The organism is Streptomyces violaceorubidus, from assembly GCF_000717995.1.
GTDB lineage: Bacteria > Actinomycetota > Actinomycetes > Streptomycetales > Streptomycetaceae > Streptomyces > Streptomyces violaceorubidus.
Genome location: NZ_JODM01000002.1, coordinates 298,675 through 314,826, shown reverse-complemented (window position 1 = coordinate 314,826; position 16,152 = coordinate 298,675). Strand labels below are relative to the sequence as shown.

Sequence of the window (16,152 nt, the reverse complement as noted above, 5' to 3'; positions counted from 1 at the left end):
CCGGCGCGGCGCGCATGCTAGGGCAGCCATCCCGAGCGGCGGGCGGACGCGACGGCCTCCGTGCGGGTGCGGGCGCCCAGCTTGCGCATGGCCGAGCGCAGATAGCTCTTGACGGTCTCCGCGCTCACCCCGAGCCGCTCGGCGGCCTCCCCGTTCGTCGCGCCCGCGGCCACACAGGCCAGCACGTCCACCTCGCGCGGCGCCGGCCGGGGGCCCGGGACGGGCCCGTCGCCCGCCGCCAGCAGACCGCACGCGCGCAGCAGTTCGTCCCGCTGCGCCGGGTCCGTGATCCTCGGCGCCAGTGCCCGCAGCGCCGCGTGCGCCTCCCGCACCCGCTCCCAGGCCGCGCCGTCCGCCGCTCCCGCCGCGGGCGCGGCAGCCGCCAGCAGCTCGCCCGCCTCGTCCCGCAGCACCAGCGCCTGCTCCGCGTCCCGTGCCGCCGCCACGGCCGCACCCAGGGTCCGGTCGCCCAGCGGCTGGGCGGTGCGCAGCGCGCCGTACAGCACACCGCGCACCCGGCGCCGTACGACCACCGGTACGGCGAGGACCGAGCGCAGGCCCTCGGCGGCGACGGGCAGGTCGTACTCGTGGCTGATCTGCCGGGAGACGGAGTAGTCCGTCACCGCGCACGGCCGTGACAGCGCCACCGCCCGGCCGCCGAGCCCGTTGCCGGCCGTCACCGCCAGCGCGCTGAGCGCCGTCGTGGCCGTGCCGCTCAGTTCGCTGATGCGCACCTGGCGCCGCCCGGACTCCACCAGCCCGCCGAAGGCGACGGGCAGCCCCGTCGTGCGCCGCAGCCGCACCAGCGCGCCGCGGATCTGAGCCGCGTCCGCCGCGTCCACCGCCACTCCTTCCGCCTTCCTTCACGCTCGTCGCGGGGCGTCCACCCCCGTCCGGGGGTAGTGAGACCCACATCACGGATTAGACGATGGCACGGAGCCGCCCGGCAAGGTCCGGCACCGAGGAGGACAGATGACGACGGCCACGGAGCAGTTCCGCAGCGCACGGGACTTCCTGCTGGAACACCGCGAGGACTACACCGCCGCCTACGAGGGGTTCCGGTGGCCCCGCCCCGAGCACTTCAACTGGGCCCTGGACTGGTTCGACGTCGTCGCGGACGGCAACGACCGCACCGCCCTGCACATCGTCGAGCAGGACGGCCGCGAGGTCCGGGTCACCTACGCCGAGATGTCCGTCCGCTCCGACCGCGTCGCGAACCGCCTGCGCGAGTGGGGCGTCCGCCCGGGGGACCGCGTCCTCGTGATGCTCGGCAACCAGGCCGAGCTGTGGGAGACCGCGCTGGCCGCGATGAAGCTGCGCGCGGTCGTCATCCCGGCCACCCCCCTGCTCGGCCCCGCCGACCTGCGCGACCGCGTCGACCGGGGCCGGGTCAGGCACGTGATCGTGCGGGCCGAGGACACCGGCAAGTTCGACGACGTGCCCGGCGACTACACGCGCGTCGCGGTCGGCGGCACGGCGGCACCCGGCTGGCGGTCCTACGAGGACGTGTACACGGCCTCCGACACCTTCGCCCCCGACGGCCCCACCGCCGCGGACGACCCGCTGATGCTGTACTTCACCTCCGGCACCACCGCCCGCCCCAAACTGGTCGAGCACACCCACGTGTCCTATCCGGTGGGACACCTGGCGACCATGTACTGGATCGGGCTCCAGCCCGGCGACGTGCACCTGAACATCTCCTCGCCCGGCTGGGCCAAGCACGCCTGGTCGAACCTGTTCGCACCGTGGAACGCCGAGGCGACCGTCTTCCTGTACAACTACACGCGGTTCGACGCGACCCGGCTGATGGCCGAGATGGACCGGGCCGGGGTGACCACCTTCTGCGCCCCGCCGACCGTGTGGCGCATGCTCATCCAGGCCGACCTCACCCGGCTCGCCACCCCGCCCCGCGAGGTCGTCGCCGCCGGTGAACCCCTCAACCCCGAGGTGATCGAGCAGGTGCGCCGCGGGTGGGGGAGGACCATCCGGGACGGCTTCGGGCAGACCGAGACCGCCGTCCAGGTCTCCAACAGCCCCGGCCAGGTGCTCAAGACCGGCTCGATGGGCCGCCCCAGCCCCGGCTACCGCGTCGAACTGCTCGACCCGGTGACCGGCGCGCCCGGCGCCGAGGAGGGAGAGATCGCCCTGGACCTGTCCGCGCGTCCCGTCGGCCTGATGACCGGCTACCACGGCGACCCGGACCGCACGGCCGAGGCGATGGCGGGCGGCTACTACCGCACCGGCGACATCGGCGCGCGCGACGCGGACGGCTACCTGACCTACGTGGGCCGGGCCGACGACGTGTTCAAGGCCTCCGACTACAAGATCAGCCCCTTCGAGCTGGAGAGCGCGCTGCTGGAGCACGAGGCGGTCGCCGAGGCCGCGGTCGTGCCCGCGCCGGACGAACTGCGCCTCGCGGTGCCGAAGGCGTACATCGTGCTCGCGGCCGGGTGGGAGCCGGGACCCGACACCGCGAAGGTGCTCTTCGAGCACTCCCGCGACACGCTCGCCCCCTACAAGCGGGTGCGCCGCCTGGAGTTCGGCGAGCTGCCCAAGACCGTCTCCGGCAAGATCCGCCGCATCGAGCTGCGCGAGGCCACGGCGGCCGGTTCCGCGGACGAGTACCGCGAGGAGGACTTCCGGTGACCGAGCTCTCCTACACCCACGGCACCAGCACCACCCCGCTGCTCGGCGACACCATCGGCGCCAACCTCGCCCGGGCCGTCGCCGCCCACCCGGACCGCGAGGCCCTCGTCGACGTCCCGTCCGGACGGCGCTGGACCTACGCCGAGTTCGGCGCCGCCGTCGACGAGGTGGCCCGGGGCCTGCTCGCGAAGGGCCTCACCAAGGGCGACCGGGTCGGCATCTGGGCGGTCAACTGCCCCGAGTGGGTCCTCGTCCAGTACGCCACCGCCCGCATCGGCGTCATCATGGTGAACGTCAACCCCGCCTACCGGGCACACGAGTTGGAGTACGTCCTCAACCAGTCCGGCATCACCCTGCTGGTCGCCTCGCTCGCCCACAAGAGCAGCGACTACCGGGCGATCGTGGAGGAGGTCCGCGGCCGGTGCCCGGCGCTGCGCGGATGCGTCTACATCGGCGACCCGTCCTGGGACGCGCTCACGGCGGCCGCCGCGTCGGTGCCGCAGGAGCGGGTCGACGCGCTCGCCGCCGAGCTGAGCTGCGACGACCCGGTCAACATCCAGTACACCTCCGGCACCACCGGCTTCCCCAAGGGCGCCACCCTCTCCCACCACAACATCCTCAACAACGGCTACTGGGTGGGCCGCACGGTCGGTTACACGGAGCAGGACCGGGTGTGCCTGCCGGTGCCCTTCTACCACTGCTTCGGCATGGTCATGGGCAACCTGGGCGCCACCTCCCACGGCGCCTGCATCGTCATCCCCGCCCCGTCCTTCGAGCCGGCGGCCACACTGGAGGCGGTGCAACGGGAGCGGTGCACGTCCCTGTACGGCGTCCCGACGATGTTCATCGCCGAGCTGAACCTCCCGGACTTCGCCTCCTGGGACCTCACCTCCCTGCGCACCGGCATCATGGCGGGCTCCCCCTGCCCGGTGGAGGTGATGAAGCGGGTGGTCGCCGAGATGCACATGGAGCAGGTCTCCATCTGCTACGGCATGACGGAGACCTCCCCGGTCTCCCTCCAGACCCGCATGGACGACGACCTCGAACACCGCACCGGCACCGTCGGCCGGGTCCTGCCGCACATCGAGGCCAAGGTCGTCGACCCGGTCACCGGCGTGACCCTGCCCCGCGGCGAGGCGGGCGAGCTGCGCACCCGCGGCTACAGCGTGATGCTCGGCTACTGGGAGGAACCGGAGAAGACCGCCGAGGCCGTCGACCCGGGCCGCTGGATGCACACCGGGGACCTCGCGGTGATGCGCGAGGACGGCTACGTGGAGATCGTCGGCCGCATCAAGGACATGATCATCCGGGGCGGCGAGAACATCTACCCGCGCGAGGTGGAGGAGTTCCTGTACGGCCACCCGAAGATCGCCGACGTCCAGGTCGTCGGCGTGCCGCACGAGCGCTACGGCGAGGAGGTGCTGGCCTGCGTCGTCCCGCGCGAGGCCGCCGACCCGCTCACCCTGGAGGAACTGCGCGCCTACTGCGAGGGCCGGCTCGCCCACTACAAGGTGCCCAGCCGCCTCCAGCTCCTCGACTCCTTCCCGATGACCGTCTCCGGGAAGGTGCGCAAGGTCGAGCTGCGCGAGCGCTACGCCCGCGCCTGACGCCTCCGGTGGCGAGGTACCTCGGTATCCCTGCCCCGAAGGCTCACCCGGCCGTGGCGTCCAGCGCCACGGCCGACGCGTTCGCCGGGCGTGGCACGCCCGACGGGTCGAGCACGAACAGCGCGACGTCCAGCAGGTCGGCGCGGACCCGGGCGTCCTCGGCGTACCCGGCGAGCGAGAAGTACACGCCCCGCGCCGACTCCGCCATCGCCGTCAGCCACAGGCACTCCACGTCCCGCACCGAGGCCGGGCCCACCGTCGGATCCACCTGGACGACGACGCCCGGCGCGGCCAGCCCGACGCCGGCCAGGGGGCGCTGGTCGGCGCGGCGCACGTCCCGGTGGCCCAGCCCGCGCAGACAGAGGACGGCGGCCGTCACCGCGTCGCGGGCGGTGCGGATCGGAACGGCCCGGTGCGCCGGGACCCGTGACCCCGGGGTGCGCCCGGAGCGGCCTGCGGCGGCGGCGTCCACCGGCACGCACAGCACCGTTCCGCACGGACAGCCCAGCTCCGGCCGCGGCCACCGGCTCTCGGCTCCGCAGGCCGCGCAGCGCACCCCGATCCACTCCTCGTCCCACGCCCGGTGGGTGACCGCGGTCGCCGCCCCGCGCGGATCCAGCTCCGGGGCGACGGGCGCCCCGCACGCGCAGGGGTACGACGGTGCCGTGTAGCGGTGCCGGCGCCCGCAGGCGGTGCAGCACACCGAGATGGTCTCGGACATGACCCCCATCGTCCTCTCTTGACGGCCCTCGGCCGCCCACTTACATTACTTCCAGATCGTAGAAAACAAATTTCGCTATACGGAAGTTGCTACGGACGAAGCTCACCGCGGGGCGCGACGGGAGTGCGAATCCGACAGCCGGATCAGGAGTACTCGATGGCTCGTATGACCGCTGCCCGAGCGGCAGTTGAGATCCTCAAGCGCGAGGGCGTCACCGACGCGTTCGGTGTGCCCGGTGCGGCGATCAATCCCTTCTACGCGGCGCTCAAGGCGTCCGGCGGCGTCCAGCACACCCTCGCCCGGCACGTCGAGGGCGCCTCGCACATGGCCGAGGGCTACACCCGCACCCACCCGGGCAACATCGGCGTCTGCATCGGCACCTCCGGACCGGCCGGCACCGACATGATCACCGGTCTGTACTCGGCGACCGGCGACTCGATCCCGATCCTGTGCATCACCGGCCAGGCGCCGACCGCGGTGATCCACAAGGAGGACTTCCAGGCCGTCGACATCGCCTCTATCGCCAAGCCGGTCACCAAGATGGCGGTCACCGTCCTGGAGGCCGCGCAGGTCCCCGGCGTCTTCCAGCAGGCCTTCCACCTGATGCGCTCCGGCCGTCCGGGACCGGTCCTGATCGACCTGCCGATCGACGTCCAGCTCACCGAGATCGAGTTCGACCCGGAGACCTACGAGCCGCTGCCCGTCTACAAGCCGGCCGCCACCCGCGCCCAGATCGAGAAGGCGCTCGGCCTGCTGTGCGCCGCCGAGCGCCCGCTGATCGTGGCCGGCGGCGGCATCATCAACGCCGACGCGGCCGACCTGCTCGTGGAGTTCGCCGAGCTGACCGGCACCCCGGTCGTGCCGACCCTGATGGGCTGGGGCATCCTGCCCGACGACCACGACCTGAACGCCGGCATGGTCGGCCTGCAGACCTCGCACCGCTACGGCAACGCGACCTTCCTGGAGTCCGACTTCGTCCTCGGCATCGGCAACCGCTGGGCCAACCGCCACACCGGCAAGCTGGACGTCTACACCGCCGGGCGGAAGTTCGTCCACGTCGACGTCGAGCCGACCCAGATCGGCAAGATCTTCGCCCCGGACTACGGCATCGCCTCCGACGCCAAGGCGGCGCTGGCACTGTTCGTCGAGGTCGCGCGGGAGCTGAAGGCGGCCGGGAAGCTGCCCGACCGCTCCGCGTGGGCCGCCTCCGCGCAGGAGCGCCGGGCCACCCTCCAGCGCCGGACGCACTTCGACGACATCCCGATCAAGCCGCAGCGCGTCTACGAGGAGATGAACAAGGCCTTCGGCCCGGAGACCCGGTACGTCTCCACCATCGGCCTCTCCCAGATCGCCGGCGCCCAGATGCTGCACGTCTACCGGCCGCGGCACTGGATCAACTGCGGCCAGGCGGGACCGCTCGGCTGGACCGTCCCGGCGGCCCTCGGCGTCGCCAAGGCCGACCCGGACGCCCAGGTCGTGGCGCTCTCCGGCGACTACGACTTCCAGTTCATGCTGGAGGAACTGGCCGTCGGCGCCCAGCACAAGATCCCGTACGTGCACGTCCTGGTCAACAACTCCTACCTGGGCCTGATCCGCCAGGCGCAGCGGGCGTTCGAGATCGACTTCCAGGTCAACCTGGAGTTCGAGAACATCAACTCGCCCGAGCTGGGCGTCTACGGCGTCGACCACGTCAAGGTCGCCGAGGGCCTGGGCTGCAGGGCGATCCGGGTGACCGACCCGAACGAGCTGGGCGCGGCCCTGGAGCAGGCCAAGAAGCTGGCCGCCGAGCACCGGGTGCCGGTCGTCGTCGAGGCGATCCTGGAGCGCGTCACCAACATCTCCATGTCGGGTACGAACGACATCTCCAACGTGGTGGAGTTCGAGGAAGTGGCCACGGAGCCGGGGCACGCCCCGACCGCGGTCAGGACGCTGAAGGTCTGACGGACCCGGCGGCGAGCACCGGGAGCGGCCCGTACCCCAAGGGGACGGGCCGCTCTCCCGTGCGCGCGCTCAGTCCGAGCCGCCGCCCTGCGAGCCGCCGCCCGCGTGGTCCCCGTGACCCGTGCCGCCCCCGTCGCCGGTGACCGGGTCCTCGTACGCGTCGCGCCGCCTGGGGAACCCGCCCCGGCCCAGGGAGTAGCGCACTGTGCCGGCCGGGGCGCCCCGGTCCGTCAGTCCGGTCCGCAGGGCGAAGCGCGGCAGGAGCAGGCGCAGCGCGGCATCCCCGTGCAGGGCGACCGCGAGCAGCGTGTCGTCGTCCGTCAGCCCGTGACGGACGACAGGCAGCGGATGCCGCTCCCGCCAGAACTCCACGTGCCGACGGGCCCCGCGGGTCGGCCTCAGCCAGGGGTGGCCCAGCATCCCGTGTTCCGCGAGCGGGATGCGCGCCAGGGCCAGGGCCAGGCGCACGTCCGTGTGCCGGACCAGCTCGCGCACGGTGAGCGGCTCGTGCAGACAGTCCAGCACGGTGCCCTCGAACGGCCCCAGCCCCTCCGGCTCCGGCCCCGCCGCGCACAGCGTCCCGCGGGGGCCGGTCTCGACGGCGCCCAGCAGGTGCAGGGCGACCACCGCCACCGTGACGGCCGCTCGCGGCCCGCCGGCCAGCAGCGCGATCTCGTACGGCTCCCACCCGATCTCCGTGCCACCGTCCACGACTCCACCCCCGTGCGCCCCCGTGTTGCCGGGGTTGTGCCCGCTGCGGGGGAGTCCTACGCGCGTTCAGCCACCGTGGTGCTCCTGGTGCCCGTGGTGCTCGTGCAGCCCCGGCCAGTCCTCAGGGCCGCCGCCCTGCCACTCGACCAGGTCGGTGTCCTCCACGTCGGTCACGTAGAGGTCGGCCAGGCGCAGCAGTTCGGCGACGTCGTCGAGGTGCGAGGCGACGCCGAGGGTCTCCGCGCCGGAGGTGACCCGGCGGGAGCCGTCGAGGGCGGGGGAGTGGACGACGATGTGCGGGTGCTCGGGTGGGTGTGCCGTTGCCATGCCTCCAGGCTGCTGCGCGGGCGGCGGATCCGCACCCCGTGAACGCCGGGAAGCGCCGGATGCGGGACCGTCCGCATCCGGCGCTGCTCAGCCGGTGAAAGTTCTCCACGTGGTGTCCGTCCGGCGGCGCGAGGCCGGGCGCGACAGGTCGTTCGCGCCGCCGGACGGGGCTTCGGGCCCCTCGGGAGGAGGGGGTGTGGCTGGGACCGCGGCGGTGCGACGGGCCGGAACCGCTCCTCCCCTCAGGTCGTAGGAGAAGCGTCCGTGCCCTTCACCACCGCACTGGCTCGCAGGCCGCCGCGGTCCTCGCCCTGCCCGCGCCGGCGCCAGGCTCTCACCCCTCATCCGGGTCGCCTCGGCGCCTGCGCGGGCCGCGCACACGGCCCCGGCCTCCCCGCCGGGTTCCGTGCGCGAGCCTTGATCAGTCCTCGCGCAGCGCGCGGACCGCCTCCTGAACGCGCCTGCCGTACTCGGGGTCGGCGGCGTGGAAGTGCGCGAGGTTCTTCTCGACGACGTCGTTGCGGGAGACCTGGGACAGACCGCCCGCGAGGTTCGCGACCAGGCGCCGCTTCTCGTCCTCGCTCATCAGCCGGTACAGCGCACCGGCCTGCACGAAGGGGTCGTCCTTGGTGTGCAGCGGCGCCTCGTGGGTGCCGGTGTGGCCGGACACCGGGAGCGGGGCCGCCAGCGGACGGCCGGTCTCGGCCGGGCCGTCGTAGGAGTTCGGCTCGTAGTTCTTGGCGTGCCGGCCCTGGGAGTTGGACGCCATCAGGCCGTCCCGGCCGTAGTTGGCGGCGCCGCCGGGCACGGCCTTGGGGGCGTTCACCGCGAGCTGGGTGTGGTTGACGCCCAGGCGGTAGCGGTGGGCGTCGGCGTAGGCGAACAGACGGCCCTGGAGCATCTTGTCGGGGGAGGGCCCGATGCCCGGGACGAAGTTGTTCGGGGAGAACGCGGCCTGCTCGACCTCCGCGAAGACGTTGTCCGGGTTGCGGTCCAGCACCAGCCGGCCCACCCGCCTGAGCGGGTAGTCGGCGTGCGGCCACACCTTGGTCACGTCGAACGGGTTGAAGCGGTAGTTCGCCGCCTCGGCCACCGGCATCAGCTGCACGTGCAGCGTCCAGGACGGGTACACCCCCCGCTCGATCGCCTGCACCAGGTCCGTCTGGTGCGAGGTCGGGTCCTCGCCCGCGAGCTTCGCCGCCTCGTCGGCGGTCAGGCAGCGGATGCCCTGGTCGGTCTTGAAGTGGTACTTGACGAAGAAGGACTCTCCCTTGGCGTTCGTCCACTGGTAGGTGTGCGAGCCGAAGCCGTCCATGTGGCGGTACGACGCCGGGATGCCGCGGTCGCCCATCAGCCAGGTCACCTGGTGGGTGGCCTCGGGGGAGTGCGCCCAGAAGTCGAAGACGTTGTCCGGCTCCTGACGGCCCGTGAAGGGGTCGCGCTTCTGCGAGTGGATGAAGTCGGGGAACTTGATCGGGTCCTTGATGAAGAACACCGGGGTGTTGTTGCCGACGAGGTCGTAGTTGCCCTCCTCGGTGTAGAACTTCACCGCGAAGCCGCGCGGGTCGCGGACCGCGTCCGCGCCGCCGAGCGAGTCGGCCACCGTGGAGAAGCGCAGGAAGACCTCGGTGCGCTTGCCGACCGTGCCGAGGAAGTCGGCGTGCGTGAAGCCGGTGACGTCGTCGGTTACCTCGAAGTGGCCGTAGGCGCCGGAGCCGCGGGCGTGCACCACGCGCTCCGGGATGCGCTCCCGGTTGAAGCGGGCGAGCTTCTCGATGAGGTGCTGGTCCTGGATCAGGAGCGGGCCGCCGATGCCGGCGGAAGCGGAGTTCTGGTTGTCGGCGACCGGGGCACCGGACTCGGTGGTGAGCACGCGCTGCGACATCGTGGACCTTCCGTGACCTGCTGAGCGAGGGTTCAGCGGAAACCTGTTTCCGCTTCGTGGAGCCTAGGGAGTGGAGCCTAGATTTGGGACCGTGGCACGTCAACAGTTTGTTGAAGTGGGTTCCGGGCGGCGCCGACGCTCGGGCGCGACAGGACAGGTGTCAGCGGCGGCGCCGCCCGGAGGCATGGGGGGCGGTGGGTCAGACCTGGGCGCCGGAGAGGCGCTCCACGGCCCGCAGCAGGGCCGAGTGGTCCAGGCCGCCGTCGCCCTGGGCGCGCAGGGAGGCGACCAGCTGGGCGACCACGGCGCCGACCGGCAGGGCGGCACCGACGTTGCGGGCGGCGTCGGTGACGATGCCCATGTCCTTGTGGTGCAGGTCGATGCGGAAGCCCGGCCTGAAGTCGCGGGCGAGGAAGTTGTCCTTCTTCCGCGTCAGCACGGTCGAGCCGGCCAGACCGCCGTTGAGGACGTCCAGGGCGGCCTTCAGGTCCACGCCGGACTTCTCCAGGAAGACCACGGCCTCGGCGCACGCCTGGATGTTCACGGCGACGATCAGCTGGTTGGCGGCCTTCACGGTCTGGCCCGAGCCGTGCGGGCCGCACAGCACGATGGTCTTGCCGAGCGCCTCGAGCAGCGGCTTGGCCTCGTCGAAGTCGGCCTGCTCGCCGCCGACCATGATGGACAGCACGGCCTCGATCGCGCCGGCCTCGCCGCCGGAGACGGGGGCGTCCAGGACGCGGACGCCCTTGTCCTTCGCCGCCTTGGCGAGATCCACGGAGGTCTGCGGGGTGATCGAGGACATGTCGATCAGCAGCGCGCCGGACCTCGCGTTCTCCAGGATGCCGTCGGGGCCGTAGGCGATGGCCTCGACCTGCGGCGACGCGGGCACCATGGTCACGATCACGTCGGCCTCGCGCACGGCCTCGGCGATCGAGCCGGCCGTGGTGCCGCCGGCGGCGGACAGCCGGTCCAGCTTCTCCTGCTCCAGGGTGAAGCCGGTGACCTGGTAACCCGCCTTGATCAGGTTCTCGGACATGGGGGAGCCCATGATGCCGAGACCGACCCAGGCGACCTTGGGGAGCGTGCTCATGATGGGGACCTCTCTGACAATCTGTGGAGAATTCCTGCGGGGTGGCGCTCAGCGGGCCGCGCGGGCCCCGGCCGGCAGCCAGGAGAAGGACTGGGCGCTGGGGGCGTCGCCGGGCTTGTACTCCAGACCGACCCAGCCGTCGTACCCGGCCTTGGCCAGGCGGTCGAGCAGGTCCTCCAGCGGGAGCGAGCCCGTACCGGGGGCGCCGCGGCCCGGGTTGTCGGCGATCTGCACATGGCCGGTCCTCGCGGCGTGGGCGTCGATCACCTGCGCCAGGTCCTCCCCGTTCATGGACAGGTGGTAGAGGTCCATGAGGAACTTGGCGTTGCCGAGCCCGGTGGCCTCGTTGACCTTGTCCACGACCGCGATCGCGGCCGGTGCCGACACCAGCGGATACCGCGGGGACTCGGGCTCGTTGAGCGCCTCGATCAGCAGGACGGCGCCGATCCGGTCGGCTGCGCGGGCCGCCAGGACCAGGTTCTCCAGCGCGAGCCGGTCCTGCTCGGCCGGGTCCACGCCCTCGACGCGGTTGCCGTAGAGGGCGTTGAGGGCCGTGCAGCCGAGCGACTTCGCGAAGTCGGCGGCCACGTCGATGTTGGCGCGGAAGCGGTCCGACTCCTCGCCGGGGACCGACAGCGCGCCCCGGTCGGGTCCGGGCAGCTGTCCGGCGTAGAAGTTGAGCCCGGTGAGCTGGACGCCCGCGTCGTCGATCGCCGCCTTCAGGGCGTCTAGCTCGGACTGCTCGGGGGTGGGCGAGTCGATCCAGGGCCACCACAGCTCGACCGCGGTGAAGCCGGCCGCGGCGGCGGCCGCGGGACGCTCCAGGAGCGGGAGTTCCGTGAAGAGGATAGACAGGTTGACGTTGAAGCGCTGATCTGCGAAGCCCATCGGGTGCCGCGCTCCCTTCCGTTTCGATCGATGTTCCGCATTACGGAAGTTCATTTCTGCTTAATGGAAGATTGCCGGGGGAGCTCGGCCCTTGTCAAGAGGGGGCGGCGCAATGCGGTCGCCCCGCGTTAGGTTGACCGCGTGCGATTGAGAGTGGAGTTCACGACCGAACCCTTCGACCTGGACGAGGCGCCCGCCCACGCGGTGGTGGCCCGGGAGGTCGTCGAGGGCGCCGAGCTGGACGCGGTCGACGTCGGCCCGTTCGGCAACACCGCCGAGGGTGGCGCCGACCGGGTGCTCACCGCCGTGGACGCGCTGCTGCGCCGCTCCCTGGAGGCCGGCGCCACCCGTATCTCGCTCCAGGTCAACGTGGTCGGGGAAGGCCCCGAGGGGGAAGGCCCTGAAGGGGAAGACCCCGCAAGGGAGGGCGGCCGGTGACCCGCCCGGCCGAGGAGCCGTTCGTCGCGGCCGTCAAGCCGCTGGTGGACGCCATGGGCGGCGAGATGCTGCCGCCGGACGAGGCCGGTCCGGAGGACGTCGTGCTCGCCTGGGAGGGCGCCGACGTCGTCGCCGTACGCCTGCCCCAGCTCGCCGACTCCCTGGACCACATCCTGGCCGCCATGGAGCGCCGGCAGGGCAGGCCGCTGGCCGACCTGGAGCGGCGGGCCAAGCAGGAGGTCGTACGGGCCCTGGAGGCGCGCGGCGCCTTCGCCGTACGGCACGGCGTGGAGACCGTCGCGAGCGCCCTCGGCGTCAGCCGCTTCACCGTGTACAACTACCTCAACCGCGAGAAGGGCACCTGACCTGCACGGTTTACGCCCAACCCCAGCCGCCGTCCGGTAACCGGGCGGCGGCTTTTTGGACCCCGAATTTTCAACAAAGTGTTGACGGCTTGTTTCCGAGGGCGTTAGCTATCGGCACGCCCGCTCAGCACAAGGCCACGGAGGCTCCCGTGACGTCCACTTCCGCGTCGGGCCTGGCCCGTTTCAACACCCTCGAGGAGTCCTCGGCACGCGCCGAACTCCACGAGGCGTGCGCCTCCACGGCGTGGGCCCGGCACCTGCTCGCCGCCCGCCCCTTCGCCACCGCCGAGGACCTGTACGCCGCCAGCGACGCCGCCATGGCCGAGCTGAGCGCCGAGGACCTCGCCGAGGCGATGGCCGGACACCCGCCGATCGGCCGTCCCAAGCCGGGCGATGCGACCTCCTCCCGCGAACAGGCGGGCATGGCCGGCGCCGCCGAGGGACTCAAGGCGGAGATGCTCGAACTGAACCTGGCCTACCAGGAGAAGTTCGGCCACGTCTTCCTCATCTGCGCCACCGGCCGGACCGGCGAGCAGATGCGCGATGCGGCTCTGGAGCGGATCGGGAACTCGCCCGAGCGGGAACGGGAGATCGTCCGCACCGAACTGGGGAAGATCAACCGCATCCGCCTGACCCGACTCGTCGAACAGGACGCCCGACCATGAGCACCAGCACCACCGCCTCCGTGTCCACGCACATCCTGGACACCAGCGTCGGCCGCCCCGCCGAGGGCGTCGCCGTCCACCTCGCCGCCCGCTCCGGGGCGGACGCGGACTGGCAGGCGCTCGGCGGCTCCGCGACCGACGCCGACGGCCGGTGCAAGGACCTCCCGGCCCTGCCGGAGGGCACCACCCACGTACGGCTCGACTTCGAGACCGAGACGTACTTCGCCAAGAAACAAGCCGCGGCCCAGCAGGACGCCCCCGCGCTCCGGGACAGCGAGAACGGCCGGCCCGTGTTCTTCCCCGAGGTCACCATCACCTTCGCGGTGGTGCCCGGCGAGCACTACCACGTTCCGCTGCTGCTCAACCCGTTCGGCTACTCCGTTTACCGAGGGAGCTGACCGACACCATGACCCGTTTCGTCCTGGGACAGAACCAGTACGGCAAGGCAGAGAACCGCGTCGTCAAGATCACGCGTGACGGCGACACGCACCACATCAAGGACCTGAACGTCTCCGTCGCCCTGTCCGGCGACATGGAGGAGGTCCACCGCAGCGGTTCCAACGCCAACGTCCTGCCGACCGACACCACCAAGAACACGGTGTTCGCCTTCGCCAAGGAGCACGGCATCGAGAGCGCCGAGGACCTCGGCGTCAAGCTCGCCCGCCACTTCGTGGACAACAACGAGCCGATCCACCGGGCCCGCATCCGCATCGAGGAGTACGGCTGGGAGCGGATCGAGACGTCGAAGGGCGGCGCCCGCTTCGTCGGCGCGGACGAGATCGCCCACTCCTTCGTCCGCACCGGCCAGGAGACCCGCGTCGCGCAGATCACCTACGACGGCCACGGCATCCAGGTGCTCTCCGGCTTCAAGGACCTGACCGTCCTGAACTCGACCAACTCCGAGTTCTTCGGCTTCCTGAAGGACAAGTACACGACCCTCCCGGAGGACCACGACCGCATCCTCGCCACCACCGTCTCCACCTGGTGGCGGCACAACTGGGACGGCGTCGACTCGCACGCCCCCGACTGGGACCGCTCCTACGGCGGGGTGCGCAAGCACGCGCTCCAGGCCTTCGCCGAGACCTACTCCTACTCGCTCCAGCAGACCCTCTTCGAGATGGGCGTGCGGGTGCTCAACTCCCGCGACGAGGTGGACGAGATCCGCTTCTCGATGCCCAACAAGCACCACTTCCGCTCGGACCTGTCGCCCTTCGGGATCGACAACGAGGCCAAGGACGGCGCCGTGTACTACGCCGCCGACCGCCCCTACGGCCTGATCGAGGCCACCATCCTGCGCGACGGCGCCGAGCAACTCATCCCGGTCGACATGACCAACCTCTGACGCGGGAGGCCCGCCACCGGCCCCGCCCCCCGGGGCCGGTGGCGCGCCACACCGGAGGAAACACCATGGCACTGCCTGCGAAAGGGCCCGCCACCGGCCCTGGCACCACCCCGCCGGTGCACACCGAGGACGCCGTCACGTCCGTGCACCCGGTAGACGAGAAGCTCCACCCCTCGCGGCTCGTCCCCGTCGCGCTCCAGCACATCGCCGCCATGTACGCGGGCGTCGTCACTCCTCCGCTCATCATCGGCCAGGCCTGCGGGCTCGACATCGAGGGCCGCACCCGGCTGATCGCCGCCTCGCTGCTCATCGCGGGCGTCGCCACCCTGCTCCAGACCCTCGGCGTCAAGAGCTTCGTCGGCAACCGCCTGCCCTTCGTCAACGCCGCCTCCTCGGCCGGCATCGCGCCCATCCTCGCCATCGTCGAGACCAACGCGAAAGGCAGCCAACTCCCCGCCGTCTACGGCGCGGTGATGGTCGCCGGTGTCTTCTGCCTCGCCGTCGGCCCGTTCTTCGGCAGACTGCTCCGCTTCTTCCCGCCCCTGGTCACGGGGGTCGTCATCACCCTCATCGGCGTCACGCTGATGCCGGTCCCGGTCGGCTGGGCCCAGGGCGGCGACAAGACCGCCGCCGACTTCGGCTCGATGCGCAACCTCGCGCTCGCCGCGTTCACCCTCGCCGTCATCCTCGTCATCCAGCGCTTCGGCAAGGGCTTCGTCAAGCAAGTGGCGCTGCTCTTCGGCCTGGTGATCGGCACCCTGGCCGCCATCCCCTTCGGCATGGCCGACTTCAGCGCCCTCGACTCCGCGCCCCTGGCCGCGCTGCCCACCCCCTTCGCCTTCGGCGCCCCCGAGTTCCAGCCCGCGGCCATCCTGTCGCTGTGCATCGTGATGCTGGTCCTGATGACCGAGTCCAGCGCCGGCATGCTCGCCCTCGGCGAGATCTGCGACCGCCGCGCCGACGCCAAGGTCATCACCCGGGGCCTGCGCACCGACGGCCTCGCCACCCTGGTCGGCCCCGTCTTCGGCGGCTTCCCCACCTCCGCCTTCGCGCAGAACGTCGGCGTCGTCTCCCTCACCCGGGTGCGCAGCCGCTACGTCGTCGCCGTCGCCGGCGCCACCCTGCTCGTCCTCGGCGCCTTCCCGGTCCTCGGCGCGGTCGTCTCCCTGGTCCCGATGCCGGTCCTGGGCGGCGCGGGCATCGTGCTCTTCGGCTCGATCGCCGTCAGCGGCATCCGTACGCTCTCCGAGGCCGGACTCGACGACAGCTCCAACATCATTTTGGTCGCCGTGGCGCTCGGTGCGGGCATCATCCCGCTGGCGGCGCCCACCTTCTACGCCGAGTTCCCCGCCTGGGCACAGACCGTGCTGGGCTCCGGCATCAGCGCCGGAGCGATCGTCGCGGTCGCCCTCAACCTGTTCTTCCACCATCTCGGCACCCGGAGCCGCAGCACGGTCCCGGCACTCAAATCCTCCTAGGGTCCTGCCGTGCCCTCCCCGTGGGTACCCGACTCCCCGCCCACGGGC

General features: G+C 71.8%; 16 protein-coding genes. 9 read left to right on the top strand and 7 right to left on the bottom strand.

The window, feature by feature from the left end:
* Positions 1 to 17: 17 nt before the first annotated feature.
* Entirely contained in the window at positions 18 to 848 is an 831-nt protein-coding gene (locus IE94_RS0105355; RefSeq protein WP_030178922.1) for a helix-turn-helix transcriptional regulator, read from the bottom strand.
* Between the two features lie 124 nt (positions 849 to 972).
* On the opposite strand from IE94_RS0105355, the gene ibuL reads away from it, so the two are divergent.
* Together ibuL and lbuL are read left to right on the top strand one after the other, a co-directional pair.
* Positions 973 to 2,646 (top strand): isobutyrate:CoA ligase IbuL, encoded by a 1,674-nt coding sequence (ibuL, locus tag IE94_RS0105350; RefSeq protein ID WP_030178919.1) that lies wholly within the window; start codon positions 973 to 975, stop codon positions 2,644 to 2,646.
* Positions 2,643 to 4,253, top strand: a complete 1,611-nt coding sequence (lbuL, locus tag IE94_RS0105345; protein WP_030178916.1) for a linear/branched/unsaturated fatty acid:CoA ligase LbuL — start codon at positions 2,643 to 2,645, stop codon at positions 4,251 to 4,253. The genes ibuL and lbuL overlap by 4 nt, the downstream gene beginning before the upstream one ends.
* Before the next feature lie 43 nt (positions 4,254 to 4,296).
* Here lbuL and IE94_RS0105340 read toward each other — a convergent pair whose 3' ends face one another.
* Complete coding sequence (locus tag IE94_RS0105340; RefSeq protein ID WP_030178913.1) at positions 4,297 to 4,983, bottom strand: hypothetical protein; 687 nt, start codon at positions 4,981 to 4,983, stop codon at positions 4,297 to 4,299.
* 147 nt (positions 4,984 to 5,130) lie between these two features.
* Here IE94_RS0105340 and gcl point away from each other — a divergent pair, with 147 nt between their 5' ends.
* The gene (gcl, locus tag IE94_RS0105335; RefSeq protein WP_030178911.1) at positions 5,131 to 6,915 is read left to right on the top strand and encodes a glyoxylate carboligase; all 1,785 of its coding nucleotides are present in this window, start codon (positions 5,131 to 5,133) and stop codon (positions 6,913 to 6,915) included.
* A gap of 69 nt (positions 6,916 to 6,984) precedes the next feature.
* Here gcl and IE94_RS0105330 read toward each other — a convergent pair whose 3' ends face one another.
* The 5 genes from IE94_RS0105330 to IE94_RS0105310 all read right to left on the bottom strand — a co-directional run bounded on the left by IE94_RS0105330 (position 6,985) and on the right by IE94_RS0105310 (position 11,816).
* Positions 6,985 to 7,626 carry a TIGR04222 domain-containing membrane protein gene (locus IE94_RS0105330; RefSeq protein ID WP_030178909.1) on the bottom strand — a complete coding sequence of 214 codons (642 nt, stop codon included), beginning with the start codon at positions 7,624 to 7,626 and terminating at the stop codon, positions 6,985 to 6,987.
* 66 nt (positions 7,627 to 7,692) lie between these two features.
* Entirely contained in the window at positions 7,693 to 7,953 is a 261-nt protein-coding gene (locus tag IE94_RS0105325; RefSeq protein ID WP_030178906.1) for a hypothetical protein, read from the bottom strand.
* Between the two features lie 421 nt (positions 7,954 to 8,374).
* Positions 8,375 to 9,838: a catalase gene (locus IE94_RS0105320; protein ID WP_030178901.1), complete on the bottom strand. Its 1,464-nt coding sequence runs from the start codon at positions 9,836 to 9,838 to the stop codon at positions 8,375 to 8,377.
* Between the two features lie 199 nt (positions 9,839 to 10,037).
* Positions 10,038 to 10,928: a 2-hydroxy-3-oxopropionate reductase gene (locus IE94_RS0105315; protein WP_030178899.1), complete on the bottom strand. Its 891-nt coding sequence runs from the start codon at positions 10,926 to 10,928 to the stop codon at positions 10,038 to 10,040.
* 48 nt (positions 10,929 to 10,976) lie between these two features.
* Complete coding sequence (locus IE94_RS0105310) at positions 10,977 to 11,816, bottom strand: TIM barrel protein (protein ID WP_030178896.1); 840 nt, start codon at positions 11,814 to 11,816, stop codon at positions 10,977 to 10,979.
* Positions 11,817 to 11,957: 141 nt separating this feature from the next.
* On the opposite strand from IE94_RS0105310, the gene IE94_RS0105305 reads away from it, so the two are divergent.
* The 6 genes from IE94_RS0105305 (at position 11,958) to IE94_RS0105280 (ending at position 16,104) form a co-directional block, all read left to right on the top strand.
* The gene (locus tag IE94_RS0105305; protein ID WP_051777270.1) at positions 11,958 to 12,254 is read left to right on the top strand and encodes a YkoF family thiamine-binding protein; all 297 of its coding nucleotides are present in this window, start codon (positions 11,958 to 11,960) and stop codon (positions 12,252 to 12,254) included.
* A 53-nt stretch (positions 12,255 to 12,307) separates the two neighbouring features.
* Positions 12,308 to 12,619 carry a helix-turn-helix domain-containing protein gene (locus IE94_RS0105300; RefSeq protein ID WP_425337955.1) on the top strand — a complete coding sequence of 104 codons (312 nt, stop codon included), beginning with the start codon at positions 12,308 to 12,310 and terminating at the stop codon, positions 12,617 to 12,619.
* Between the two features lie 149 nt (positions 12,620 to 12,768).
* A complete protein-coding gene (uraD, locus tag IE94_RS0105295) occupies positions 12,769 to 13,284 on the top strand; it encodes a 2-oxo-4-hydroxy-4-carboxy-5-ureidoimidazoline decarboxylase (protein WP_030178888.1) in 516 nt (171 codons plus the stop codon).
* On the top strand, positions 13,281 to 13,682 hold the full coding sequence (gene uraH / locus IE94_RS0105290) for a hydroxyisourate hydrolase (protein WP_030178885.1): 402 nt from the start codon (positions 13,281 to 13,283) through the stop codon (positions 13,680 to 13,682). The genes uraD and uraH overlap by 4 nt, the downstream gene beginning before the upstream one ends.
* A gap of 8 nt (positions 13,683 to 13,690) precedes the next feature.
* A complete protein-coding gene (gene pucL, locus IE94_RS0105285) occupies positions 13,691 to 14,626 on the top strand; it encodes a factor-independent urate hydroxylase (protein ID WP_030178882.1) in 936 nt (311 codons plus the stop codon).
* Positions 14,627 to 14,691: 65 nt separating this feature from the next.
* Positions 14,692 to 16,104: a nucleobase:cation symporter-2 family protein gene (locus IE94_RS0105280; protein ID WP_030178877.1), complete on the top strand. Its 1,413-nt coding sequence runs from the start codon at positions 14,692 to 14,694 to the stop codon at positions 16,102 to 16,104.
* Positions 16,105 to 16,152 lie beyond the last annotated feature (48 nt).